Here is a 23,526-nt window from a genome sequence, read left to right as displayed (position 1 = left end):
TGTCCGGCGGCCGTCTTCGATAATGCGGGTCTCATTTCAGGAGACTCTCAATGCAGATCGACGGCAAAGTTTTTATCGTGACCGGTGGCGCTTCGGGCCTCGGCGAAGGCACGGCGCGCATGCTGGCCGCCAACGGCGCCAAGGTGGTGATCGCCGACATGCAGGCTGACAAGGGCGAAGCCGTCGCCCGCGAGATCGGTGGCGTGTTCGTCAAGTGCGACGTGAGCCAGGAAGCCGACGGCCAAGCCGTGGTGGCTGCCGCCGTCAAGCTCGGCAAGCTGATGGGCCTCGTCAACTGCGCCGGCATCGCACCGGCCGAGAAGACCGTGGGCAAGAACGGCCCGCACGCACTGGCCGTGTTCAGCAAGACCGTCACGGTCAACCTGATCGGCAGCTTCAACATGATCCGCCTGGCGGCCGACGCCATGGGCAAGAACGAGCCCGAAGCCACCGGCGAACGCGGCGTGCTGATCTCGACCGCCTCGGTCGCGGCCTACGACGGCCAGATCGGTCAGGCCGCCTACAGCGCCTCGAAGGGCGGCGTGGTCGGCATGACCCTGCCCATCGCCCGCGACCTCGCGCGCAGCGGCATCCGCAACATGACCATCGCCCCCGGCATCTTCGGCACGCCCATGCTGTTCGGCATGCCGCAGGAAGTGCAGGACGCGCTGGCCGCCAGCGTGCCCTTCCCCTCGCGCCTGGGCACGCCCGAGGACTACGCCAAGCTGGCCAAGCACATCATCGAGAACGACATGCTCAACGGCGAGGTGATTCGTCTGGACGGAGCGATTCGATTGGCCCCTCGCTGATCTCGGACGCTGGCGGCTTCGTGCTGCCGGTGCGGTCCAGGCGCTCGTAGTTCGCGATCACCTGGGCCCCGAGCAGCACCAGCATGGCGGCGATTTCCAGGCTCAGCAGCACCACGATCGCCGTGGTGAGCGAGCCGTAGACGATGTTCACCTGCGACAGCGTCGAGAAATACCAGATCAGCACGCGCCGCGTGGCCTCCCACAGCAGCGCGGCGGTCACGCCGCCCAGCAGCGCATGCCGCAGCGACATGCGCCCCGCCGGCATCACGAGGTAGAGCGAGGTCAGCATGAAGATCTCGCCGCCCAGCCCCAGCAGGTACAGCAGCAGGCCCGAAATGCCCGACAGCGACCAGCTGCGCCCCAGCAGGTCGACGCTTTCCTGCCCGACCAGCTGCAGCGCCCCCGACACCAGGGTGACCAGCAACAGCCCCGCGCACAGGCTCAGGATGTAGAGGTACGGCATCGCCACCGACACGAGAAAGTGGCGTTTGTGATCGTCCTTGCGGTGGTGAAAGATCACCGCCATCGCGCTTTCGAGCACGCTGAACGCCAGCGAACTGAAGAAGATCATCGTCACCAGCAGCACCGGCCCGAGCACCGAGCGGTGGTCCAGGAAACTCGACAGCTCGGCCACGATCGCTTTCGACTGCCCCGGCAGCAGCCATTCGAGGTAGCGCCCGATGGTGCGCAGCAGCTCGGCCTGGTCGATCACGTGCGACAGCGCCATCACGCTCACGATCAAGAGCGGCACGATCGACAGCAGCGCGTAGTACGCCACCGCCCCCGCCAGCAGCAGGCCCTGGTTGGCGCGAAAGTCCTTGAGCGCGCCCCAGACGAAGCGCAGCGGATGGCGCAGCAGCGGCGCGGCGTGTTGCAAAGGCAGTGGCGTCTTCATGCGTGATGTGGATTTGCGGCGGGGTTCAGTATGCCGCCCGTGCGCTTGCGTATGATTTGCCGCTCCCCGCAGCCATGACCATCCCCGCTTCATTCATCCAGGAACTCATCGCGCGCGCCGATGTGGTCGAAATCGTCGGCCGCTACGTCCAGCTCAAGAAGGCCGGCGCCAATTTCATGGGGCTGTGCCCCTTCCACGGCGAGAAGTCGCCCTCGTTCTCGGTCAGCCCGACCAAGCAGTTCTATCACTGCTTCGGTTGCGGCGTGCACGGCAACGCCATCGGCTTCCTCATGGAACATGCGGGCATGGGCTTCGTCGAGGCCGTGCACGACCTGGCCGGCCAGTACGGCCTGGTCGTGCCCGAGGACGACGTCTCGCCCGCCGAACGCGCCCGCGCCGCCAGCCAGCGCCAGAAGCAGGCCACGCTGACCGACGTGCTCGAGAAAGCCGGCGACGCCTACCGCAAGGCGCTGCGCCAGGCGCCCGGCGCCATCGACTACCTCAAGGGCCGCGGCGTGTCGGGCGAGATCGCCAAGCAGTTCGGCATCGGCTATGCGCCGGCCGGCTGGCGCGCGCTGGCCAGCGTGTTTCCCGACTACGACGACCCGCTGCTCGCCGAGAGCGGGCTGGTGATCGTCAACAACGAGGAAGGCAAGCTCAGCGACGAGGAAGCCAAGCGCTACGACCGTTTCCGCGACCGCGTGATGTTCCCGATCCGCAACGTCAAGGGCGAGTGCATCGGCTTCGGCGGGCGCGTGCTCGGCGACGAAAAACCCAAGTACCTGAACTCGCCCGAGACGCCCGTCTTCAGCAAGGGCCGCGAGCTCTACGGCCTGTACGAGGCGCGCGCCGCCTTCCGCGACCGCGGCTACGCGCTCGTCACCGAGGGCTACATGGACGTGGTGGCGCTGGCCCAGCTCGGCTTTCCGAACGCGGTGGCCACGCTGGGCACGGCCTGCACCACCGAGCATGTGCAAAAGCTCTTTCGCTTCACCGAATCGGTGGTGTTCAGCTTCGACGGCGACGCCGCCGGTCGCCGCGCCGCGCGCAAGGCACTCGACGGCGCCCTGCCCTACGCCACCGACACGCGCAGCATCAAGTTCCTGTTCCTGCCGGCCGAGCACGACCCCGACAGCTACATCCGCGCGCACGGCGCCGAGGCCTTCGCCGGCTTCGTGGCCGAGGCCACGCCGCTGTCGCGCTTCATGCTCGAAGCCGCGCGCGAAGGCTGCGACCTGAGCTCCGCCGAGGGCCGCGCCCACATGACGAGCAACGTGCGCCCGCTCTGGAGCGCCATGCCCGACGGCGCGCTCAAGCGACAGCTGCTCAGCGAGATCGCCGCGCTGGTCCAGCTCGACGCCGCCGCGCTGTCCGACCTGTGGGCCACAGCCGCGCCCGGCCCGCGCAAGGGCGCCGGCGCACCATCCCAGGCGCCGCAGCGCCACAGCGAACCCGACAGCTACGGCAACGACCCCGGCGACTACTACCCGGACATGCCGCCGACGCAGGACTACGAGCCGCCGCGCTACGAAAACGAGAGCAAACCCAAGTTCCAGCCGCGCAAGTTCACCAAGGGCAAGCGCTGGGGCGGCAAGTTCGAGGAACCCATCGAGCCGCTGCGCGGCCGCGGCAAGCCGCCGAGCCGGCCCGACGTGGCGGTGCGGCTGGTGCTGTCGAACATGGCGCAATGGGAGGCGCTGTCGCACGAGCTGCACGTGATGCTGTGCGACCTGCCGGGCGAGCACGGCGCCCTCTTCACCTGGCTGGACAGCCAGCTGCACGAGCACGGCGTGCAACCCTGGGCGGCGCTGCGCGAAGGCCTGCGCGGGCTCGATTTCGCGCCGCTGGCCGAGCGCCTCATGAGCGTTTCCGAGGCCGGGCCGGTGCCCGAGGGCGAGGAAGAACAGCACCTGGCCGAGGCCGCCAAGGAGCTGGGGAGCGTGCTCGACTTCATGCTCGACGACCGGCTCAAGGCCCAGCAGAGCGAGGCCATCGCTTCGGTTGGAAAAGACCCGAAAGCCCTGGAACGCTACAAGGCACTGGAAGCCCGCCGGCTCGAATTGCGTGACCGCATTCGCGCGTCGGGGACAGATACTGCTTGAAATTTGCGCAACAGGCTATAATGTAGGGCTTCGCAACTGGCGAAATTAGGCAAGAGCGACAGCAGCACCTCCGGGCCGACCCCTAGCGCAACGCACTCCAACGGTAAATTCCGGCGGAAAGGGTCAATAACCGCAAGGACTGCACACCAAATGTTCGCCCGACATCTTGCCTGGTGAGGAATTAATTCCTCGTTTCCCAATTGTTTTGTCCGTGCCTGTGCACGGGCATGGTGGTGCTGTCCGCGTGGCAGCGCGCCTGTGATCCCGCTTGTCTTTTCTTGTCGTAACGAGGTCGTATGCCCAGTTCAAAGAAGCCTGCTCCTTCACTTGCCAAAAGCGTCAAAAGCGTTGCCACCAAGCCCGCAGCAGAGAAACCGCTGAAAGCCGGTGCCAAACCGGCAACCAAGACGGCTGCCGCCGCGTCCAAAACGGCAGCCGCAACGAAAGTGAAAACCGTGCCCACGAAATCGACCTCTCTCGACGACCCCAAAAAAGCCGCGGCCACTGCCACGGCTGCCCCCGCCGCCAAGAAAGTTGGCCGTCCGCCCAAGGCCGCCGGCGCTGCAGCCGCGCCCGCCACCGGCGCCAAGCGCGGGCGCAAGCCCAAGGCCGCCAAGGAAGCCGGCGAGAGCGACATCGACCTGTCGGACATCGAGGAAGACCTGGCCGGTGACGAGCCCGCGGCCGTCGCGACCACCGAAGAGAAGGTCAAGCCGCTGCGCATGAAGATCAGCAAGGCGAAGGAACGCGCCTTGATGAAGGAGTTCGGCCTCGACGAGACCGTGCTCTCCGAAGAAGACCTGGCCAAGCGCCGCTCGCGCCTGAAGACCCTGATCACGCTGGGCAAGACCCGCGGCTACCTCACGCACGGCGAAATCTCCGACCACCTGCCCGACAAGCTGGTCGACGCCGAGACCATGGAAGTCGTGGTCACCATGCTCAACGACATGGGCGTGGCGGTGTACGAGCAGACGCCCGACGCCGAAACCCTGCTGCTGAACAACACCGCGCCCACCGCCACCACGGTGGAAGAAGCCGAGGAAGAAGCCGAAGCGGCCCTGTCCACGGTGGACAGCGAATTCGGCCGCACCACCGACCCGGTCCGCATGTACATGCGCGAAATGGGCACGGTCGAGCTGCTGACGCGCGAAGGCGAAATCGAAATCGCCAAGCGCATCGAAGGCGGCCTGATGGCCATGATGGAAGCCATTTCGGCCTCCCCCGCCACCATCGCCGCGATCCTCGAAATGGCCGCGACCATCCGTGAAGGCAAGGTCGTCATCTCGACCATCGTGGACGGCTTCTCGAACCCGAACGAGGCCGACGACTACGTGGCCGAAGAAGACTTCGACGAATTCGACGAAGAAGACGACGACGACGGCAAGGGCGGCTCCAAGGCCCTGACCAAGAAGCTCGAAGAACTCAAGAACGAAGCCCTCTCGCGCTTCGACCGCATCGCCGAGATGTTCGAGAAGATCCACAAGATCTACGAGAAGGAAGGCTACGGCACGCCCGCGTACACCAAGGCCCAGCAGGCCGTGTCCGACGAGCTGATGACCATCCGCTTCACGGCCAAGACCATCGAGAAGCTGTGCGACCTGGTGCGCACGCAGGTGGACGACGTGCGCAAGAAGGAACGCGAACTGCGCCGCATCATCGTGGACAAGTGCGGCTTCCCGCAGGACGAGTTCATCCGCGACTTCAGCGGCTTCGACAAGAACGGCAACCGCATCGCCTCCAACCTGCTGAACCTCAAGTGGGTCGAGAAGCAGGCCGCCGCCGGCAAGCCCTGGAGCGCCGTGCTCGCGCGCAACATCCCGCCGGTGCAGGAACTGCAGCAAAAGCTCACCGACATCCAGTCGCGCGTGGTGGTGCCGCTGACCGAGCTCAAGGACATCAACAAGCGCATGAACGAGGGCGAATCGTCCTCGCGCGATGCCAAGAAGGAAATGATCGAGGCCAACCTGCGCCTCGTGATCTCCATCGCCAAGAAGTACACCAACCGCGGCCTGCAGTTCCTGGACCTGATCCAGGAAGGCAACATCGGCCTGATGAAGGCGGTCGACAAGTTCGAATACCGCCGCGGCTACAAGTTCTCGACCTACGCCACGTGGTGGATCCGCCAGGCCATCACCCGCTCGATCGCCGACCAGGCGCGCACCATCCGCATCCCGGTGCACATGATCGAGACGATCAACAAGATGAACCGCATCTCGCGCCAGCACTTGCAGGAGTTCGGCTTCGAGCCCGACGCCGGCATCCTGGCCGCCAAGATGGAGATCCCGGAAGACAAGATCCGCAAGATCATGAAGATCGCGAAGGAGCCGATCTCGATGGAAACCCCCATCGGCGACGACGACGATTCGCACCTGGGCGACTTCATCGAGGACAGCAGCAACACGGCGCCCATCGAGGCCGCCATGCAAGCTGGCCTGCGCGACGTGGTCAAGGACATCCTCGACTCCCTCACGCCGCGCGAAGCCAAGGTGCTGCGCATGCGCTTCGGCATTGAAATGTCGACCGACCACACGCTGGAAGAAGTCGGCAAGCAGTTCGACGTGACCCGCGAACGCATCCGCCAGATCGAAGCCAAGGCACTGCGCAAGCTGAAGCACCCGTCGCGTTCCGACAAGCTGCGCAGCTTCATCGACACCCTGTAATCCAGGTTCGCTGAAGCCCAAGCGCCCGCCTTGCCCCTCACCCGGGCGGCGGGCGTTCTCGTTTTTCCACCGACACACTACAAGTACAACGGAGCCGCCTTTCCATGAATCCCGACGCAGACAAACTCTGGCAGGCCCCGCGCTGGGCGCTTGCCGTGCTGCTCGCCGTGCTGGGCATGCTCGGGCCCTTCTCCATCGACACCTATATCCCGGCTTTCTCGGGCATCGCGAAATCGATCGGCGCGACGCCGGCCGAGATGCAGCAGACGCTGTCGGCCTACCTGTTCGGCTTCGCCTTCATGAACCTGTTCCACGGCGCGCTGTCGGACAGCTTCGGCCGCCGGCCCGTGGTGCTGTGGGGGCTGGCCGTGTTCACGCTGGCCTCGCTGGGCTGCGCGCTGTCGCAGAACATCACGCAGCTGGTGCTGTTCCGCGGCCTGCAGGGCCTGTCGACCGGCGCCGGCATCGTGGTGTCGCGCGCCGTGATCCGCGACATGTTCCCGCCGGCCGAGGCGCAGCGGGTGATGAGCCAGGTCACGATCTACTTCGGCGTGGCGCCGGCCATCGCGCCCATCGTGGGCGGCTTCCTGTTCGTGCACGCGGGCTGGCACTCGATCTTCTGGTTCCTCGTGGCCGTGGGCGTGGTGCTGTTCGTGGCCAACTACAAGCTGCTGCCCGAGACGCTGCACAAGGACCACCGCCAGCCCTTCCAGGTGCGCCACCTGATGCGCGGCTACCGCGACCTGTGCTCCGACCCGCGCTTTCTCTTGCTGGCCTTCGCGAGCGGCGTGCCCTTCAACGGCATGTTTCTCTACGTGCTGGCCGCGCCGGCTTTCCTGGGCGACCACCTGGCGCTGCAGCCGCAGCAGTTCTTCTGGTTCTTCCTGCTGACCATCGGCGGCATCATGCTCGGCGCGCGCGCCAGCGGCCGCATGGCCGGCAAGGTGGCGCCCAAGCGGCAGATCCGTGACGGCTTCCTGATCATGATGGTCACCTCGGTGGTCAACGTGGTGGCCAACATCTTCTTCCAGGCGCATGTGGCCTGGGCCGTGTGGCCGCTGGCGGTGTTCGCCTTCGGCTGGGCGCTGATGGTGCCGGTGGTCACGCTGCTGGTGCTCGACCTGCACCCCGAGCGCCGCGGCATGGCCTCGTCGCTGCAGGCCGTGATCGGCTCCACCGCCAACGGCGTCGTGGCCGGAGCGGTGGCACCGCTGGTGATGCACTCCACGCTGGCACTGGCCCTCACCTCCGCGCTGATGCTCACGATCGGGCTGGTCGCCTGGGTCTGGCTGCACCACCGTTGGCCCGACATCGGGCGTCGGGTGGCGCACGAAGAAGCCTGAGGGGGACGGGGGATGCGATTCGCCGCACTGTGGACTTATCTGCGCGCCTGGCTCCCGGGCCCTTCCAACGTCAACGCGCGCGAGCGCCTGCGCGCCGTGGGCGGCGCAGGCCTCGGGCTGCTGATCACCGGCCTGCTGTGCCGCTGGCTGGCCGTGCCGCTGGAGCATGCGGTGTGGCTGGTCGCGCCGATGGGCGCCACCGCCGTGCTGGTGTTCGCCGTGCCCGCCAGTCCGCTGGCGCAGCCCTGGTCGGTGATCGGCGGCAACACGCTGTCGACGCTGGTGGGCATCGCCTGCGCCAGCTGGATTCCCGACACCGCCGTGGCCGCCGCCGTGGCCGTGGCGCTGGCCATCGGCCTCATGTTCTTCACGCGCTGCCTGCACCCGCCCGGCGGCGCGGCGGCGCTGCTCGCGGTGCTCACGCACACCACCGACTTCTCGGCGGCGCTGTTCCCGGTGCTCGTGAACTCGCTGCTGCTGGTGCTGGCCGGCGTGGCCTACAACACGCTCACGGGGCGGCGCTATCCGCACGTGCAGGTGGCGCGCCCGCCCTCGCCCGATGCGCGCTTCAGCCAGGCCGACATCGACGCCGTGCTGTCGCGCTACAACCAGGTGCTCGACATCAGCCGCGACGACCTCGAGTCGCTCATCCAGCAGACCGAGCTCGAGTCGTACAAGCGCCGCCTGGGCACGCTGCACTGCGCCGACATCATGTCGCGCACGCCGATCTCGGTAGAGTTCGGCACGCCGCTGCAGGAAGCCTGGACGCTGATGCACCAGCACCGCATCAAGGCATTGCCGGTGACCGACCGCACGCGCCGCGTGGTCGGCATCGTCACGCAGGCCGACTTCTTCCGCCAGCTCGACCTGCAGCACCACGACGGCATCGCCGGCCGGCTGCGCGACCTGATCCGCGCCACGCGCACGGTGATGTCGAACAAGCCCGAGGTGGTCGGCCAGATCATGACGCGCCAGGTGCGCGTGGCCAGCGCCGACCGGCCGGTGGTCGAGCTGGTGCCGCTGTTCTCCGAAGGCGGCCACCACCACATTCCGATCATCGATGAAGAGAAGCGGCTGACGGGGATGATCACGCAGTCGGATTTCGTGCGGGCGCTGTACCGCGCGGTGAGCCCGGCGTAGGGCCCGCACGTCGCCCTCCCCCTCTCCCGAAGGGGAAGGCCCAAGGCGTCACTCCAGCACCACGTTCGCCTTCTTCACCAGCGCCGCATAGCGCGCGGCCTCGCTGCGGAAGTAGCTCGCCGCCTGCTCGGGCGACGTGGGCTTGACGATGTTGCCCTGCTTGTCCATCGCCTCGCGCACCTCGGGCGCGGCGAAGGCGGCCACGATGGCCTCGTGCACGCGCTTCACGTCGGCCGGCTGCATCTTCGGCGGGCCGATCACCGCGAACCAGCCTTCGACCGCGTAGTTCGGCAGCCCCTGCTCCGCGATCGTCGCAATCTCGGGCGCGGCCGGCGAACGCGCCGGGCCGCACAGGCCGATGGCGCGCAGCGCGCCGCTCTTCAGATGCGGCTGCACCGCCGGCAGCGCGACCACGCCCATCTCGACCTGCCCCGCGATCATGTCGGTCACCATCGGCCCCGTGCCCTTGTACGGAATGTGCCGCGCCTTCACGCCGGCCTCGTCCATAAACATCTCGCCCGCGAGGTGGATGATGGTGCCGTTGCCCGACGAGGCGTAGTTGTAGCCCTCGGGTTTCGCGCGCAGCAGCGCCACCAGCTCCTTCACGTTCTTCGCCGGCAGCTTCGGGTTCACGGCCAGCACCAGCGGCGTGGCGCCCACCACGCTGATGGGCGTGATGTCGGCGATGGCGTCGAAAGGCATCTTCTTGAACACGCTCGGGTTGATCACGTGGTTGTTCGACACCATGCCGAGCGTGAACCCGTCGGGCGGGGCCTTGATCACGGCCGAGGTGCCGGTGATGCCGCCGGCGCCCGGCAGGTTCTCGATCACCACCGGCTGGCCCAGCGCCTTGCCGAGCGCGACCGAGGCGGCGCGCGCAATGGCGTCCACGCCCGAGCCCGCGCTGATCGGCAGGATGAAGCGCACGGGCTTGTCGCCGCCCTGCGCGAACACCGGGCGGGCGGCCGACAGCACGACCGCCGACGCCCCCAGGCCGAGCAACGCACGACGGTTGAATGAAGAAGAGGAAAACGGAATCGGGCTCATGGGTCTTGTCTCTCTTTGTCTTTGTCGGTGCTTGAAGGATCAGGCCACGGCCGCTTCGGCATGCAGCGCCTCGACCTGTTCGTGCGCGTAGCCCAGCTCGGCCAGCAGCGCGCGCGTGTGCTCGCCCAGCGTCGGCGGATGCAGGCGCACGCCCAGCCGCTCGCCGCCGAGCGTGATCGGGAACAGCGTGGTCTGCGCCATCTCGCCGGCCCGCTCGCCGTCGGGCAGGCGGATGTCGGCGAGGCCGCCGGTGGCCTGCAGGTGCGGATCGGCATACAGGTCTTCGGGCCGCGTGATCGGTGCGAACGGCAAGCCCCGCGCCTCGAAGATCGCCGACAGCTCGGCGGCCGAACGGTCGGCCAGACGCGTGCGCAACGCGGCCAGCAAGGTCGGGCGCAGGCGCACGCGGTCGTTGTTGGTCTGCAGCGTGGCGTCGGCCTTCAGGTCGTCGAAGCCCAGCGCATCGCAGAAGGTCTTCCACTGCGCGTCGCTCACGGCCGCCAGGAAGATCTGCTCGCCGTCCTTCACGGTGAACACGTCGTACAGCGCCCAGGCCGAGATGCGCTCGGGCATCGGCGCGGCCGCCTGCCCCGTGATCGCGTACTGCAGCATGTGCTGGCCGACCAGGAACACGTTGTTCTCGAACAGCGCCGACTGCACCTCCTGCCCCCGGCCGGTTTCGGCGCGCTGCATCAGCGCGGCGATGGCGCCGATGGCGCCGAACATGCCGCCCATGATGTCGTTCACGCTCGTGCCCGCGCGCAGCGGATCGCCGGGGCGCCCGGTCATGTACGCGAGCCCGCCCATCATCTGCACCACCTCGTCGAGCGCGGTGCGGTGCTCGTAGGGGCCGGGCAGGAAGCCCGTGTGGTTCACGTACACGAGGCGCGGATTGAGCTTGCCCAGCGCGGCATAGCCCAGGCCGTACTTGTCCATCGTGCCGGGGCGGAAGTTCTGCGCCACCACGTCGGCCGTGGCGCACAGGCGCAGCGCGGCCTCGAGCCCCTGCGGATGGCGCAGGTCGAGCGCGATGCTCTTCTTGTTGCGGTTGAACATCGGGAAGAAGCCCGCACCCGCGCCCAGCAGGTGCCGCGTGCGGTCGCCGTCGATGGGCTCGACCTTGATAACCTCGGCGCCCAGGTCGGCCAGCACCATGCCGCAGGTCGGCCCCATGACCATGTGCGTGAACTCGACCACGCGGATGCCCGCGAGCGGCAGGCGTTTGGCTTCGGTGCTCATGCGGCGACGCCTTCCGCCGGTGCAAAGGTCTTCGGAAAGCCCGCGCGCCACACCGTGCCCTGCAGCGTCTCGCCATCGAGCCAGCCGGCCACGCGCTTCCTCAGATCGAGCAGCTTCGACAGATCGACACCCGTCTGCACGCCCATGCTCTCGAGCATGAAGACGAGGTCTTCGGTGTCGACATTGCCGCTCGCGCCCGGCGCATGCGGACAGCCGCCGATGCCGGCCAGGCAGGCGTCGAAGCGCGTGATGCCGACCTCCAGCGCGGCGTAGACATTGGCCAGGCCCAGCCCGCGCGTGTCGTGGAAATGCCCGCACCACAGGCGGTCGCCCGCGATGCGCAGTGCGCGCTCGAACAGGCTGCGCACCATGGCCGGATCAGCGTAGCCCACCGTGTCGGCCAGGCTCACGCGGTCGGCGCCGGCATCGAGCAGCGCCTGCATCAGGCGCAGCACCTCGTCGGGGTCGACATGGCCCTGCAGCGTGCAACCGAAGGCCGTGCCCACGCCCCCGTCGATCAGCGTCTTCGAGCCCGCCGCGTCGCGCGCCGCACGGATGCGGCCGACCTCGGCCACCACCTCGTCGGGCGTCTTGCGCAGGTTGGCCAGGCTGTGCGCGTGGCTGGCCGACAGCGGCACCATCATCAGGTCGGCCTCGCCCGCGATGGCGCGCTCGGCGCCCTTCAGGTTGGGCACCAGCACCGAGGCAAAGAGCCCCGGCAGCGTCTTCGCAAAAGCCAGCAGCTCGGCCGTGTCGGCCAGCTGCGGCAGCAGGTGCGCCGGCACGAACGAGCCGACCTCGATCTCGCGCTGGCCGGCCGCGTGCGCGTCGCGGATCCATTCGAGCTTGCGTGCCGTGGGCAGCACGCGGGCGATGCTTTGCAGGCCATCGCGCAGGCCCACTTCGCGGACGACCGCGCGCGGCGGCAGGAAGGCGTGAATCAAGAGGGTGTCTCCGTCGTGAGGAACTGAATGACGCCGATCGTAGAAGTTCTGATTCGATCCTGAAGGTATATTTTGGAAGCCGTTTGCTTCCCGATTGGAACTTCATGAGAGACCTCGACCTGACCACCCTGCGCCTGTTCGTCGCCGTCTGCGACAGCCGCAGCATCGCGCGCGCGGGCGAGCAGGCGAACATCGTCGGCTCGGCGATCAGCAAGCGCCTGGCCCAGCTCGAAGACACGGTCGGCACGCCGCTGCTGCTGCGCAAGCGCCGCGGCGTGGTGCCCACGCCGGCCGGCGAAACGCTGCTCGAACACGCGCGCGCCATGCTCGGCAGCGCCACCCGCATCGAGCGCGACATGGCCGCCTACGCGGGCGGCGCGCGCGGGCACGTGCGCATCCTGGCCTCGGCCTCGGTCATGGCCGAATCGCTGGCCGAGGACGTGGCGGGCTTCCTGCAAGACCCGGCGCACCGCAACATCCGCGTCGACATGGAAGAGCGCGTGAGCCCCGAGATCGTGCGCGGCATCCGCGAGGGCATCGCGTCCATCGGCCTGTGCTGGGACGCGGCCGACCTCGACGGGCTGGAGCGGCGCGACTACCGCTCCGACCACCTGGCCATCGTGGCCCACCCGTCGCACCCCGTGGCCCGCCATGACGCGGTGCGCTTCGAGCAGGTGCTCGACCACGAATTCGTCGGCATGCCCGCGCTCAGCGCCGTGCAGCTGATGCTCGCGCGCGAGGCGGCCGTGGCCGGCAAGCCGCTCGTGTACCGCGTGCTGGTGTCCAACTTCGACGCCGCGCTGCGCGTGGTGCGCGCCGGGCTGGCCATCAGCGTCGTGCCGGCGGAGGTCGCCCGGCCCTTCACCGAGGCCTTCGGGCTGCGGTTGATGCCGCTCACGGACGACTGGGCGCGTCGGCGTTTCGCGATCTGTTTTCGCAGTGAGGCGACGCTGTCGCCCTCGGCGCAACTGCTGGTCGCGCACCTCGAGCGGTGCGCCACGGACCGTTCCGAAGACACCTGATTCATCCGATAACAGAAACGATCCATTGTGCTGGCGGTGGTTTTTGTTTCGTTTCGCGCAACCTAACATTCGGTCTGTTCACGCTGTCACCCTCAACCTCATCGACCGAAAGACACCGCCATGTTCCGCAGAACCCTCGTTGCCGCCGCCGCCCTGTCCGCCGCCTTCGCCCTCGCGCCGCTCGCCGCCCAGGCCGCCCAGCCGCTCAAGATCGACGTCTACAACCCCGGCACGAAGTCGATGTTCCCCGTGTCGTCGGTGTTGGTCGCCGGCGCCACCGACGCCGTGCTGGTCGACGCCCAGTTCCAGCGCAACGACGCGCAGGCGCTGGTGCAGAAGATCAAGGACAGCGGCAAGAAGCTGACCACGGTCTACATCAGCCACAGCGACCCCGACTACTACTTCGGCCTCGACGTGATCCGCGCCGCGTTCCCCGACGCCAAGATCGTCGCCACGCCGCAGACCGTGGCCGCCATCCAGGCCTCCAAGGACGGCAAGCTCGCGCACTGGGGCCCGATCCTCAAGGACAACGCGCCCCAGGCGCTGGTCGTGCCCGAGCCGCTGGCCGGCAACAGCCTCGTGCTCGAAGGCAAGAAGATCCAGGTCGTCGGCCTGGACGGCCCCTCGCCCGCGCGCACCTTCGCGTGGATTCCCTCGCTGAAGGCGGTGGTCGGTGGCATTCCGGTGTCGGCCAACATCCACGTCTGGGTGGCCGACACGCAGACGGTGCAGTCGCGCCGCGACTGGCTCAAGACCCTCGACCGCATCGCCGCGCTGCACCCCAAGACCGTGGTGCCCGGCCACTACCTGCCGAACGGCGACGGCTCGGCGCCCTACACCGTGGCTTCGGTGAAGTTCACGCGCGATTACCTCAAGGCCTTCGAGACCGAAGCCGCCAAGGCCAAGGACTCGGCCGCACTGATCGCCGCCATGAAGCAGCGCTATCCGAAGCTCGAAGACGCCTCGTCGCTCGAACTGGGCGCCAAGGTCATCAAGGGAGAAATGAAGTGGCCGCAATAACCGACAACAACGGCGATACCGCCACCCTGCACTGCATCTTCGATCCGCTGTGCGGCTGGTGCTACGCCGCCGCGCCGCTGGTCGAGGCCGCGCGCACCGTGCCGGGCCTGCGCGTCGAGCTGCACGCCGGCGGCATGATGACCGGCGCCAACCGCCGTCCCATCACGCCGCAATGGCGCGACTACGTGATCCCGCACGACAGGCGCATCGCCGAACTCACGGGCCAGCCGTTCGGCGAGGCCTACTTCGAAGGCCTGCTGCGCGACACCGGCGCGGTGATGGACTCCGAACCGCCGATCACCGCCATCCTCGCCGCCGAATCGCTGCGCGCGGGCGGCGGGCTGGACATGGCGCACCGCGTGCAGCAAGCGCACTACGTCGAAGGCCGGCGCATCGCAGAGGCTGGCGTGCTCGCCGAACTGGCGGCCGAGCTCGGCTTCGATGCCGAAGCCTTCGCTGCGGCCTTCGCGCAGCACACAGGCGACGCCACCGCGCGCCACATCGCCGCGAGTCGCGACCTGCTGCAGCGCGCGGGGGGCCAGGGCTTTCCGACCTTCGTGCTGGCGCAGGCCGACGGCAGCGCGGGGCGCATCGACATCGGGCCGTGGCTGGGGCGTGCCGACGACTGGAAGGCGCAGCTCGCCACCTTCGTCGCACCGGCGCCTTCTGCAGCTGCGCCGGAAGCCTGCGGCCCCGACGGCTGCGCGATCTAGCCGCATCGCCGGTCCGGGCCGGCGATGGCCCCGTTCACCACAGAACGGGGCCGATTCGGGTATGCCGCCATCAAATGAGAACTATTCTCGACAATAATTCTCCTGCGATTCGCGCGCCACACCCCAGCCCATGTCCGCCCAACTCTCCTCCAGCCCGCTGCTGAAAGCCTTCCAGGACAGCTACCAGGAACTGGTGCGCTTCATCGCGCGCCGCACCGGCAGCCCGCACGAGGCACGGGAGCTGGCGCATGACACGTGGGTCCGGCTGGCCAAACGTGCGCAAGCGCGGGACGACACCCCCGCCGACCCCGCCCCGCCCGAGGCCGCCGTGCGCGCCTATGTCTACACCGTGGCCGAGAACCTCGCCATCGACCACCTGCGCCGCCGCCAGCGCAGCGCGGAGCGCTTCACCCCCGTCCCCGTCGACCTCGACACCGGGCTGACGACGGGACACGACCACCACAGCACACGGGACGTGGCCGATGGCGTCGCCCACCGGCAGGCACTCGACGCGGTGGATGCCGCGTTGCGGGCCCTGCCGCCGCGCAGCCGCGACATCTTCCTGGCCGACCGGCTCGACGGCGCCTGCCATGCCGAACTGGCGCGCCGCCACGGCGTGTCGATCAAGACCGTGGAGCGCGAGGTGATGCGGGCGCTCGACAGCGTCGAGGCCGCGCTGCACCGCTGGCGCGGCGACGTGGCGCCGGCGCGCACCGGGCGGCGCCGCGCGCTGTCGGCCCTGCTCGGCGTGGGCGACCTCAGCGTCGGCAGCGCCGCGCTCTGGCAGGCCTGGCGCCAGTGGATGCCCGGCTACAGCGCCACCCTGGCGACCGCCATCGGACGCATCCAGGCGCAGGCGCTGCCCGACGGCAGCCGTCTCACGCTCGACGCCGCAAGCCGCGCCGAGGTCCAGTACTTCGCCACGCGCCGTACCGTGCGGCTGCTGGCCGGCAGCGCCTTCTTCGACGTGGCGCGCGACGAGGCGCGCCCCTTCATCGTCAGCGCGCTGGGCCACGAGATCACGGTGCTGGGCACGCGCTTCGAGGTCGCGCTGCAGGACGGCGGCGTGCGCGTCGCGGTGGAATCGGGCCAGGTGCGGGTGCGCAGCGCAAGCGGCGACGCGCGCGTGCTCGGCGCGGGCGACCGCGCCTTCATCGACACGGCGCTGCAGCTGTCCGCCGCCCAACCGGCCGCGAACGCCGCCGTGGCCCCGTGGCGCGACGGCTGGCTCGACTTTCATCACCAGCCGCTCGGCGAGGTGGTGGAGCGCCTGGCGCGCTACAGCCCGCGCCCCCTGCGCGTGGCGCCGGAGGCCGCGCAACTCTCGGTGTTCGGGCGCGTGCGCATTGCCGAAGCGGGCACCTGGCTGCGCCTGCTGCCCAACAGCCTGCCGGTGCGGGTGCGCGAAGACGACGGGGCGGAACGCGCCCTGGTCATCGAACGCAGCCCGATCTCCTGACGCCGGCATCCGCCCACTTGCCTTGTCTTTCTTGCGATCTGCATGAGGGATTGCGCTCGCTCGGTCGTATCAGTCCATGGAGCCCGGAACAACCGCCCCGCGGATGTCCCGGAATTTTCATGACCCCGACCTGAACCGAGAGAACCGCATGCCCTCCCGCCACCTTCTTCTCCACGCCGGCCGGCGCCACCTGATCGCGGCGGCCGTGCTGTGCCTGGTCGCTCAAGCCAGCCAGACCGCCTGGGCTCAGAGCGCGACACCGCCCGCCGCCGGCGCAGCCATCGCCTTCTCAATCCCCGCCCAGCCGCTGGACCAGGCGCTGAACCAGCTCGCGCGCCAGGCCGGCGTGCAGCTGCTGGCGGCGCCGGGCCTGCTGCAGGGCCTGCAGGGCCGCCCGGTGCAGGCCAGCCTCAGCGTGCAGGCCGCTGCCGCGCAACTGCTCCAGGGCAGCGGGCTGGCCGGCCGCGTAGCGGGCAGCACGCTGGTGATCGAGAAAGCGCCAAGTGCCGCCGGCGCCACCCTGCCGGCCGTGACCGTGAGCGCCACGGCCGAACTCGAAACCAGCCTGGGCCCGGTGCCGGGCTATGTCGCCCGGCGCAGCCAGAGCGCCACCAAGACCGACACGCCGATCCTCGAAGTGCCGCAGTCGATCTCCGTCATCGGCCGCGAAGAACTCGAAGCGCGCGGCGTGCAGACCGTGATGGAAGCCGTGCGCTACGCACCGGGCGTGGTCGCCGGCAACTGGGGCTACGACGCACGCGGCATCGACTGGCTGCTGCTGCGCGGCTTCGACGCCACCGCAGGCAACGCCATGTACCGCGACGGCCTGCTGCTGCCCGCCTACTCGCTGACCGAGCCCTACGGCGTCGAGCGCGTCGAGGTGCTGCGCGGCCCGTCGTCGGTGATGTTCGGGCTGGGCGATGCGGGCGGCATCGTCAACCGCGTCAGCAAGATGCCGAGCAGCACGCCCACGCGCGAGATCGAAGTGCAGTACGGCAGCTTCCAGCGCAAGCAGCTGGCCGTGGACCTGGGCGGCGCCCTGAGCGACACGCTGAGCTACCGCCTCGTGGGCGTCGAGCTGGACAGCAACAGCCAGCAGCGCTATCCCAACGGCGCCCCCGCCGAAGTGAAGCGCAGCTACCTCGCGCCTTCGCTGCGCTGGCAGCCGTCGGCCGCCACCTCGTTCACCCTGCTCGGCGAATTCCTGAAGAGCGATGCCAGCGACGACACCTTCAACGTGACCGACGCGAAGGGGCGCGACACCGGGCTCATCCAGGGCGAACCGAACTACAGCCGGATCAAGCAGCAGCAATCGTCGCTCGGCTACCTGTTCGAACACCACATCAACGACGACTGGACGGTGCGCCAGAACACGCGCTACTTCAGCTTCGACACCGACAAGCACCACGTGGTCGTCAACCTCGCACCCGACGGCTACACGTTGCGGCGCACCGCGCGCTTCGCCCCCGAATGGGTCAACCAATGGACCGCCGACACGCAGCTGCAGGGCCGCGTGCGCACCGGCGACGTCGAGCACACGCTGCTGTTCGGCGTCGACTGGTCGCGCGTCCGGTACACGGCCAAGCAGTTCTCCGGGCCGGCGCCGAGCCTGGATCTGCGCGTTCCCGTCAACGGCCTGCCGGTGGCGGAACCGTTCCGGCCCGACAGCAACTTCACGCAGACCACCGAGCAGCTCGGCGTGTACGCACAGGACCAGATCAAGTTCGGCCCCCACTGGCTACTCACGCTCGGCGGCCGGCAGGACCACGTCAAGTCCGCCACCTACGATCGGCTGAAGGGCGAGCGCACGACTCAGACCGACGACAAGTTCAGCGGCCGTGCGGCCCTGAGCTACCTCGTCGGCAACGGCTGGGCACCGTACCTCAGCTACGCCGAATCCTTCATGCCGACCAGCGGCGTCGACCTGAACAGCACGCCGTTCCGACCGAGCCGTGGCAAGCAGGTGGAGGCCGGCGTCAAGTTCCAGCCCGAGGGCACGCGCGCGCTGTTCACCGCGGCCGTGTTCGACCTGCGCAAATCCAACGTGGTGACCTACGACCAGAACACCTTCGAGGCGCGCCAGATCGGCCGCATCCGCTCGCGCGGGCTCGAACTCGAAGCCAAGGCCGAGCTGGCACGCGACCTGAACCTCACGGCCTCCTACACCTGGCTCGACACCCAGGTGCGCGAGAGCGCCAACGAGACCGAGCGCGGCAAGACACCGATCCAGGTGCCCCGCAACACGGCCTCGCTCTGGCTCGACTACACGATGGGCAACGGCTTCGGCTTCGGCGGCGGCGTGCGCTACATCGGCAAGCGCTGGAACGACGTGGGCAACACCTCGTCCGAAGGCGGCGTCGCGCTGCTCGACGCGACGGTGCACTACAAGCGCGGGCCCTGGCGCTTCGCCTTGAGCGCCACGAACCTGGCCAACCGCCAGTACGCCGCATCGCGCGCGTACAGCAAGTACTACCCCGGCAGCGAACGCGCGGTGGTCGCGAGCGCGAAGTACCAGTTCTGAGGCCGGCGCCTAGGCGACCTTCTCCAGGAACACCAGCCGGATCGGCGCGTCCAGCAGCGCGTCGAACCGCTTTTCGAAGGCCTGGAAATACGGCGTGGCGAAGTGCGCATCCAACGCGGCCTGGTCCTGGAACGACTCGCGCATGTAGAAGCTGCCGGGCTCGTCGCGCAGTTCGAACAAGGTGTAGTCGAGGCAGCCAGGCTCTTGCCGCGTGGGCGCCACCAGCGCGCTCAAGGCGTCGCGCAGCGCCTCGCGCTGGCCGGTCTTGGCCTTCAGGACGGCGATGCTGATGAGGGGCGTGGTGCTCATGGGTCGTTGTGAAGTTCGGATGCCTGCAGTCTGCGGCGACCCTCGCACATGAAAAAGCCCCCTCGCCCCGAAACTCCTTCAATCGCCCCTTGAAGATCGCGACCGCTTCAAGCGCGCGCTACCGGCTGCACTGGAAGCTCGCCGCCTGCGACGCATCGCCATTCACATAGCGCGGCCACAACGGCCACTCGCACAGCGGACGCGCACGCGTGGTCTTGAACGGCGGCTGCACCTCCTGTTCAAGCAGCTGCAGCCCGGCCGGTGCACGCCCGCGCTCGACCCAGTCGGCCAGCGCGCCGAGCATGTCGACGTTGGCCGGTGCGCCGCTGCCCACATGGTCGACACCGGGCGCGGTGTACAGGCGCATGAAGCGGTCCACGTTCTCGCGGCCCATGCGTGCCACCACCGACTCGTAATAGCGGATGCCCGCGAACGGGCTCTGCGCGTAGTCGGCCATGTGCTCCAGCATCAGCAGCTTGCCGCCGCGCGCATGGAAGGCGCTCAGGTCGGGGTTGGTCGAATCCATCAGCTGCGACACGGTGGCGATGCGCGCGGCGAAGTCTTCGGCGCGGTAGTTGCGCACGTCGAGCGACGGATTGCGCGCGTAGAAATACTGCAGCGCCCCGCTACCGTAGAACCACGCGATGCCGTTGCTCGGCTGCGGCGGCACGGTCGGCGCGGCGGTGCCGGTCCACCAGGCGTTCCAGCCGCCCATCGACGCAAAGGCCGGCGTGCCTTCGCCGCCGATGCCCCAGCCCGGGTACTCGGTGACGCCATGCGCCAGCGGCACGGGCGAGCGCCACGGCGAGCGCAGCGTGCGCACCGCCTGCACCTGCGCGTCGTTGAGGCAGTTGTCGCCGCTCGTGCCCGATGCGCAGCGCAAGGTGGCCGGGTCGAAGCGCTGCAGGCAGGCCACCGGGTCCGACACGATGCGGTCGGCCACGCCGTCCGTCGCGTCGCACGACGCGAGCACCGCGTTGTGCACCAGCTGCACCTGCGCGGGCCGCAGCCAGCCTTCGCCGAAGGTGGCGATGCCGTTGCGCGTGCCCGCATGCTGCAGCCCGGTCCAGTTGATCACCGGCACGCGGCTGAAGATGCCGTCGAAGTCCTGCGGATAGCGCTGCGCCATCGTGAGCGCTTCGCGCCCGCCTTCGGAGCTGCCCATGAAGTAGAGCTTCTGCGGCGCCTGACCGTAGGCGCGCTGCGTCAACGCCACCGCCACGTCGCGCACCTTCTTGTACGAGGCATGCGCGAAGTTCACGAGCGCCTCGTCGTTGAGCGCAAAGGCCTGCGGCGGCTGGCCCTGCACGTTCTGGTGGCCCGAGTCGGTGCCGTAGGTCACGTAGCCCTGCGCCAGCGGCGTGGGCAGGTCGAAGCGCGCGGCAGGCACCAGCGCCAGGCCGGTGATCAGCGTGCCGTTGAAGCCCCCGCCGCCGTACTGCACGCTGCGCCCGTTCCACGCAAGCGGCAGGTTGACCTGGAACAGGATCGGCGGCGCGCTCGCGTCGAGCGGTGCGATGCGCCCGAGCACCTTGCAGTACGCAGGCATCGCCGGCGTGATGCGCGACGCAGGGCTGGGGCCGCGCTCGGCCACGGCCAGTGCAGACGCCGGCACGAGCGCCGCCGAGTCGATCGTCGCCGCGCCGCTGGGCAGGCCGATGGCGCTGGCCGCCACCGGCGCGGTGAGCGCCGCGCAGGCCTGGGCCGGATCGGCGCCGAGGCCGAGGCGCGTGGGGCCGTTCGGGGCCGTGCCGCATGCGGCGAGCAAGGCGGCGGTCGCCAGCATGGCGCCCCCGCAAAACACTGTCTTCGGGGTCGCCATCTGTCTGTCTCCTTGGTTGTTCGCTGTGGCGGCTACCGCGCCACGCCCAGCAGCCGGTCGAGTACTTCCGGCTGCGCACGCAACGCCGCAGCCGTGTCGGTGTGCACGATGGTCCCGTGGTCGAGCACCACGGCCTGGTCGGAGATCGCGAGGATCGCCTGCGGGTGCTGCTCCACGATGATCGCGGCCAGCCCTTCGCCCTGCGTGATGCGGCGGATGGCGCGCAGCAGCTCTTCCACGATGATCGGCGCCAGGCCTTCGAGCGGCTCGTCGAGCAGCAGCAGCTTCGGGTTGAGCACCAGCGCGCGGCCCACGGCCAGCATCTGCTGCTCGCCGCCCGAGAGCTGCGTGCCGAGGTTGGTCTTGCGCTCGGCCAGGCGCGGGAACATCTCGTAGACGCGCTGCGGGTTCCACTGGCCGGGCCGCTCCACCGCCGTCAGGTTCTCGTGCACCGTGAGCGACTTGAAGATGTTGCGCTCCTGCGGCACCCAGCCGATGCCGGCCGCCGCGCGCTGGTGCGGCTGCAGCTTGTGCAGCGCCGCCTGCCCACCGAGCGCGATGGTGCCGCCGTGCTGGCGCGTGGCGCCGGCCAGCGTGTTGATGAGCGTGGTCTTGCCGGTGCCGTTGCGGCCCAGCAGCGCGAGCGTCTGGCCCTCGCCGAGCGTGAAGGCCACGTCGTGCAGCACCACGGCCTCGCCGTAGCCGGCGCTCAGGTTCTCGATGCGCAGCAGTTCAGACATGGGCATGTTCTCCGTGGCCCAGGTAGACCTCTTTGACCTTCGGGTCGTTGGCGATCGTCTCGGGGTCGCCCTCGGTCAGCAGCGCGCCGTTGACCAGCACGGTCATGCGGTCGGCGAAGCTGAACACCAGGTCCATGTCGTGCTCGATGAGCAGCACCGACACGTCGGCCGGCAGCGCGGCCACGGTCTGCAGCAGCTCTTCACGCTCGCCGGCAGGCACGCCCGCCACGGGCTCGTCGAGCAGCAGCACGCGTGGCTCGCAGGCCAGCGCAATGGCGATCTCCAGCAGGCGGCGCTTGCCGTAAGCCATGAATTTCGTCTGCTGCTGCGCGACGTCGGCGAGGTGGAACTGCTCCAGCAGTTGCCCGGCCCGCTCGGCGATGCGCTTGTCTGCACCCAGCGGGCGCCACCATTGCGCGCCGATGCCCTTGTGCTGCGACACCACGAGCGCCAGCGTTTCCAGCGGCGTCATCGAGTCGAAGAGCTGGTTGATCTGGAAGGTGCGCACCAGCCCGCGCGCCACGCGCTTGTGCGGCGCGAGCGTGGTGATGTCTTCGCCGAGCAGCGAGATGCGGCCTTCGGTCGGCGTGAGCACGCCGGTCAGCAGGTTGATCAGCGTGGTCTTGCCCGCGCCGTTCGGGCCGATGAGCGCATGGCGCGCGCCGCGCTTCAGTTCCATCGTGACGTTGTTCGTGGCGGTGATGCCGCCGAAGCGCATCACGAGGCCTTGCGTCGAGAGCACGGTGTCGGTGGTCATGCCGCACCGCCCTTCTTCTTTGCAGCGCCGAACCAGGTCCACGGCTTGAGCAGGCGGTCGCGCCCCACGAGCACCAGCAGCACGAGGATGAGGCCGATCCAGAACATCCAGTACTGCGGCGTCACCGACGACAGCCAGGTCTGCAGCAGCTTGAAGACGATGGCGCCGGCCACGCCGCCGTACAGCCAGCCCACGCCGCCGATGACCAGCATCAGCAGCACGTCGGCCGAGCGGTCGAAGGCCAGCACGTCGAGCGAAGCGAAGCCGGTGGTCTGCGCCAGCAGCGCGCCCGCGGCGCCCGCGATGCCGGCGGCCACGGTGTAGACCACGGCGAGCCGCGACACCACGGGAATGCCGATGGCCATGGCGCGCAGCCGGTTGTCGCGGATGGCCTTGAGCGTGGCACCGAAGGGCGAATGCACGATGCGGCGCATCACGAGGAACAGCACGAGCATCACGGCCAGCGAGTACCAGGCGGCCGTGCGGCCATACAGGTCGAATTCGAAGAGGCCGAGCACCGGCCCCATGACCACGCCCTGCAGGCCGTCGGCGCCGCCGGTGAGCCAGTCGAGCTTGTTGGCCAGTTCGAGCAGCAGCAGCGCGGTGCCCAGTGTGACCATGAGCCGCGTGAGGTCGCTGCCGCGCAGGATGGTCACGCTGGCCACGAGGCCGAGCACGGCCGACAGCACGGTGGCGAACACGAGGCCGACGGTCGGGTCGGGCATGACGAGCTTGGCGAACAGCGCGGCGGCGTATGCGCCGAAGCCGAAGAAGGCCGCGTGCCCGAGCGACACGATGCCGGTGTAGCCGAGGATGAGATCGAGCGACATCGCGAACAGCGCGACGATGGCGATCTCGTTGACCAGCAGCGAGTGCGAGGGCATGGCCAGCGGCAGCGCGAAGGCCACGGCCCAGACCACGAACTCCCAGGGGCGCCAGCGCGCGGTGCGCAGCAGGGCCGATTCATAGGCAGGCGCGCTCATG

19 protein-coding genes and 1 pseudogene are annotated in these 23,526 nt (G+C 68.9%); 10 read left to right on the top strand and 10 right to left on the bottom strand.

The window, feature by feature from the left end; all coding sequences use genetic code 11:
• Positions 1-50 precede the first annotated feature (50 nt).
• On the top strand, positions 51-809 hold the full coding sequence (locus AC07OX_RS10820; RefSeq protein WP_095950672.1) for a 3-hydroxyacyl-CoA dehydrogenase: 759 nt from the start codon (positions 51-53) through the stop codon (positions 807-809).
• On the opposite strand, the gene AC07OX_RS10815 is transcribed toward AC07OX_RS10820, so the two are convergent.
• The gene (locus AC07OX_RS10815) at positions 757-1,704 is read right to left on the bottom strand and encodes a YihY/virulence factor BrkB family protein (RefSeq protein WP_062470568.1); all 948 of its coding nucleotides are present in this window, start codon (positions 1,702-1,704) and stop codon (positions 757-759) included. The genes AC07OX_RS10820 and AC07OX_RS10815 overlap by 53 nt on opposite strands.
• A 74-nt stretch (positions 1,705-1,778) precedes the next feature.
• On the opposite strand from AC07OX_RS10815, the gene dnaG reads away from it, so the two are divergent.
• Positions 1,779-3,806, top strand: a complete 2,028-nt coding sequence (gene dnaG, locus AC07OX_RS10810) for a DNA primase (RefSeq protein ID WP_495262808.1) — start codon at positions 1,779-1,781, stop codon at positions 3,804-3,806.
• A 181-nt stretch (positions 3,807-3,987) separates the two neighbouring features.
• Here the strand turns inward: dnaG and AC07OX_RS10805 are convergent, their stop codons facing one another.
• Complete coding sequence (locus tag AC07OX_RS10805) at positions 3,988-4,269, bottom strand: hypothetical protein (protein WP_254668038.1); 282 nt, start codon at positions 4,267-4,269, stop codon at positions 3,988-3,990.
• On the opposite strand from AC07OX_RS10805, the gene rpoD reads away from it, so the two are divergent.
• From rpoD to AC07OX_RS10790, 3 genes are all read left to right on the top strand, one after another.
• Positions 4,262-6,466 carry an RNA polymerase sigma factor RpoD gene (rpoD, locus tag AC07OX_RS10800; protein WP_254668039.1) on the top strand — a complete coding sequence of 735 codons (2,205 nt, stop codon included), beginning with the start codon at positions 4,262-4,264 and terminating at the stop codon, positions 6,464-6,466. The genes AC07OX_RS10805 and rpoD overlap by 8 nt on opposite strands.
• Positions 6,467-6,570: 104 nt before the next feature.
• Positions 6,571-7,809, top strand: coding sequence for a multidrug effflux MFS transporter (locus tag AC07OX_RS10795; protein WP_062470580.1), 1,239 nt, complete (start codon positions 6,571-6,573; stop codon positions 7,807-7,809).
• Between the two features lie 12 nt (positions 7,810-7,821).
• Positions 7,822-8,949, top strand: coding sequence for an HPP family protein (locus tag AC07OX_RS10790; RefSeq protein ID WP_495262807.1), 1,128 nt, complete (start codon positions 7,822-7,824; stop codon positions 8,947-8,949).
• 48 nt (positions 8,950-8,997) lie between these two features.
• Here AC07OX_RS10790 and AC07OX_RS10785 read toward each other — a convergent pair whose 3' ends face one another.
• From AC07OX_RS10785 to AC07OX_RS10775, 3 genes are read right to left on the bottom strand one after another with little or no spacing between them, the layout of a single operon-like run.
• Positions 8,998-9,996: a Bug family tripartite tricarboxylate transporter substrate binding protein gene (locus tag AC07OX_RS10785; RefSeq protein WP_095950667.1), complete on the bottom strand. Its 999-nt coding sequence runs from the start codon at positions 9,994-9,996 to the stop codon at positions 8,998-9,000.
• 39 nt (positions 9,997-10,035) lie between these two features.
• Positions 10,036-11,235, bottom strand: coding sequence for a CaiB/BaiF CoA transferase family protein (locus AC07OX_RS10780; RefSeq protein ID WP_159272594.1), 1,200 nt, complete (start codon positions 11,233-11,235; stop codon positions 10,036-10,038).
• Entirely contained in the window at positions 11,232-12,179 is a 948-nt protein-coding gene (locus AC07OX_RS10775) for a hydroxymethylglutaryl-CoA lyase (protein WP_369632156.1), read from the bottom strand. The genes AC07OX_RS10780 and AC07OX_RS10775 overlap by 4 nt, the downstream gene beginning before the upstream one ends.
• 104 nt (positions 12,180-12,283) lie before the next feature.
• Between AC07OX_RS10775 and AC07OX_RS10770 the strand changes: the two genes are divergently transcribed.
• From AC07OX_RS10770 to AC07OX_RS10750, 5 genes and pseudogenes are all read left to right on the top strand, one after another.
• Positions 12,284-13,201, top strand: a complete 918-nt coding sequence (locus AC07OX_RS10770; RefSeq protein ID WP_495262806.1) for a LysR family transcriptional regulator — start codon at positions 12,284-12,286, stop codon at positions 13,199-13,201.
• Between the two features lie 120 nt (positions 13,202-13,321).
• Positions 13,322-14,215: pseudogene (locus tag AC07OX_RS10765) on the top strand (MBL fold metallo-hydrolase); the annotation flags it as partial.
• Positions 14,209-14,934, top strand: coding sequence for a DsbA family protein (locus AC07OX_RS10760; RefSeq protein ID WP_495262805.1), 726 nt, complete (start codon positions 14,209-14,211; stop codon positions 14,932-14,934). The pseudogene AC07OX_RS10765 and the gene AC07OX_RS10760, both read left to right, overlap by 7 nt.
• A 130-nt stretch (positions 14,935-15,064) precedes the next feature.
• Complete coding sequence (locus AC07OX_RS10755) at positions 15,065-16,393, top strand: sigma-70 family RNA polymerase sigma factor (RefSeq protein ID WP_495262804.1); 1,329 nt, start codon at positions 15,065-15,067, stop codon at positions 16,391-16,393.
• Positions 16,394-16,541: 148 nt separating this feature from the next.
• The gene (locus tag AC07OX_RS10750; protein WP_495262803.1) at positions 16,542-18,914 is read left to right on the top strand and encodes a TonB-dependent siderophore receptor; all 2,373 of its coding nucleotides are present in this window, start codon (positions 16,542-16,544) and stop codon (positions 18,912-18,914) included.
• Positions 18,915-18,923: 9 nt separating this feature from the next.
• On the opposite strand, the gene AC07OX_RS10745 is transcribed toward AC07OX_RS10750, so the two are convergent.
• The 5 genes from AC07OX_RS10745 to AC07OX_RS10725 form a co-directional block, all read right to left on the bottom strand.
• A complete protein-coding gene (locus AC07OX_RS10745; protein ID WP_070059654.1) occupies positions 18,924-19,223 on the bottom strand; it encodes a putative quinol monooxygenase in 300 nt (99 codons plus the stop codon).
• Positions 19,224-19,341: 118 nt separating this feature from the next.
• Positions 19,342-21,045 (bottom strand): tannase/feruloyl esterase family alpha/beta hydrolase, encoded by a 1,704-nt coding sequence (locus AC07OX_RS10740; protein WP_495262802.1) that lies wholly within the window; start codon positions 21,043-21,045, stop codon positions 19,342-19,344.
• Between the two features lie 32 nt (positions 21,046-21,077).
• Positions 21,078-21,785: an ABC transporter ATP-binding protein gene (locus AC07OX_RS10735; RefSeq protein ID WP_495262801.1), complete on the bottom strand. Its 708-nt coding sequence runs from the start codon at positions 21,783-21,785 to the stop codon at positions 21,078-21,080.
• On the bottom strand, positions 21,778-22,542 hold the full coding sequence (locus AC07OX_RS10730; RefSeq protein WP_062470612.1) for an ABC transporter ATP-binding protein: 765 nt from the start codon (positions 22,540-22,542) through the stop codon (positions 21,778-21,780). The genes AC07OX_RS10735 and AC07OX_RS10730 overlap by 8 nt, the downstream gene beginning before the upstream one ends.
• A complete protein-coding gene (locus AC07OX_RS10725) occupies positions 22,539-23,525 on the bottom strand; it encodes a branched-chain amino acid ABC transporter permease (RefSeq protein WP_062470615.1) in 987 nt (328 codons plus the stop codon). Before AC07OX_RS10725 ends, AC07OX_RS10730 begins: the two co-directional genes overlap by 4 nt.
• Position 23,526 lies beyond the last annotated feature (1 nt).

Source organism: Variovorax sp. GW821-FHT09D07, from assembly GCF_059416345.1.
Note: the sequence above shows the minus strand (reverse complement) of the source record. Positions and strands in the feature narration are given on the sequence as shown.